Source organism: Amycolatopsis sp. SID8362 (assembly GCF_010550475.1).
In the GTDB taxonomy this organism is placed as follows: Bacteria; Actinomycetota; Actinomycetes; order Mycobacteriales; family Pseudonocardiaceae; genus Amycolatopsis; species Amycolatopsis eburnea.
The window spans coordinates 1-1,773 of record NZ_JAAGNB010000600.1; the positions used below are offsets into that span (position 1 = coordinate 1).

At 73.6% G+C, this 1,773-nt stretch carries 2 protein-coding genes; one reads left to right on the forward strand and one right to left on the reverse strand.

The features are described 5' to 3' along the window. On the forward strand, positions 1 to 603 hold a 603-nt coding region (locus G3I65_RS18775), incomplete at its 5' end, for a tetratricopeptide repeat protein (RefSeq protein WP_160697265.1). 203 nt (positions 604 to 806) lie between these two features. Here G3I65_RS18775 and G3I65_RS18780 read toward each other — a convergent pair. Further along, on the reverse strand, positions 807 to 1,773 hold a 967-nt coding region (locus tag G3I65_RS18780; RefSeq protein ID WP_160697266.1), incomplete at its 5' end, for a tetratricopeptide repeat protein.

Here is a 1,773-nt window from a genome sequence, read left to right on the forward strand (position 1 = left end):
GCGCTCGCCGCCGCGCGCCGGACCGGCCACGCCCTGCTCGAGGGCATCGCCCTGTGCAACACCGGCGAGCACCACCGCTGGTGCGGCGACCACGACGCGGCGATCGGCTACCTGCGGCGGAGCGGCCGGATCGCCCTGGACCTCGGCTCAGGCGGCCTCGGCGGACCGGTACTGGCCGCACTTGGCGGCGCGTACGCCGGCCTGGGCCGCTCCGAGGAGGCCGACGACCACTTCCGCCGCGCCCTGGAGTTCGCGAAGACCGGCGGCGACACGAACCTCGAAGTCTCGGCACTCAACGAATTCGCGGCCACGAAGACCGGCGCCGAGGCCACCGCGTTGTACGAGCGAGCACTGGCCCTCGCCGAGCGAACCGGCCACCTCCGCGAACGAGCCGTCGCCCACCGCGGCCTGGGCACGGCCCACCGGGCGGCCGGGGAGCACGCCGAGGCGAAAGCGCACCTCGAAGCCGCACTGGCGGCGTACACCGAACTCGGCATCCCGGAGGCGGACGAGGTGCGCCGCCTGCTCGACCTGGTCACCGCGAGTCGGATGACGGCGGCTCAACCGGGCCCCGAAGGCGGTTCCGCCAATAGGCGAGACTGACGAGGGTGTCCGGGTGCTCAGGCCCCCAGCGCCCGCGCCCGATCGCCGAGCAGCTCCTCGACGAGGACTTACGCCACCTGCTCGACCCGGTCACGGCGAGCCCGATGACGGCGGCTCGCCCAACGGGCGAGATTGCCGCAGCGCCCGCGCTCGATCGGCCACCAGCCCCTCGGCCGAGGACGTACGCCACCACCTCGACCCGGTCACCGCGAGCCCGCCGACGGCGGCTCAGCCCGGCCCCGAAGGCGGTTCTGCCAAAAGGCGAGACCGCCGCGGGTAACGACGGTGTCCGGGTGCTCAGGCCCCAGCACCCGCGCCCGATCGCCGAGCAATTCCTCGAAGGCCCCCACCGCACCCACCGGATCCCCCGCCCGGCCCCGCCAATGAGCCAGTTCATGCCGCGTGAACAACGTGTGCGGGTGATCCGGCCCCGCCACGCGCACCCAGTCGGCCACCAGCTCTTCGAGCGAACTGACGGCACTTGCCGGGTTCCCGGCCAGTCCCCGCCAACGAGCAAGGTCGCTGCGGGTGATGAGCGTGTCGGAGTGATCAGGGCCGAGCACCCGCGCCCGATCGGCCAGCAGCTCCTCGAACGCCGCCACCGCACCCGCCGGATCCCCCGCCGACCCGCACCAGTGAGCCAGCTCGTGCCGGGTGATCATCGTGTGCGGGTGATCCGGCCCGAGCACCCGCGTCCAATCGGCCAGCAGCGCTTCGAATTCGGCGATGGCCCCGGCCGCGTCTCCGGCCTGTCCCCGCCGTTTGGCGAGGCTGACCCGGGTGACGAGGGTGTCGGGATGATCAGGGCCGAGCACCCGCGCCCGGTCGGCCAGCAGCTCCTCGAGCGCGGTGATCGCCCCCGCCGGGTCCCCGGCCCGTCCAACGCACAGCGCGAGTTCGAAGCGGACCGCCAGCGTGTAGGGGTGATCGGCGCCCAGCTTCCGGAGGGCGTCGGCCCGCAGCCGTGCGAAGTGGTCCCTGGCCTGCGCGACCAACCCGCTTTCACCGAGGCTGAGCCCGGCCCGGAACAGCGCCCACTTCCCGCCCGACTCCCACAGGAACTCGCCCGCGATCTCGTTCAGCGCCTCGGTGTTGACGCGGAACACCCGGCTCAGGCCGATGTCCCGCTTGCTCTCGGGCCACCGCGCCACGAGCGCGTCGGCGGCCGCG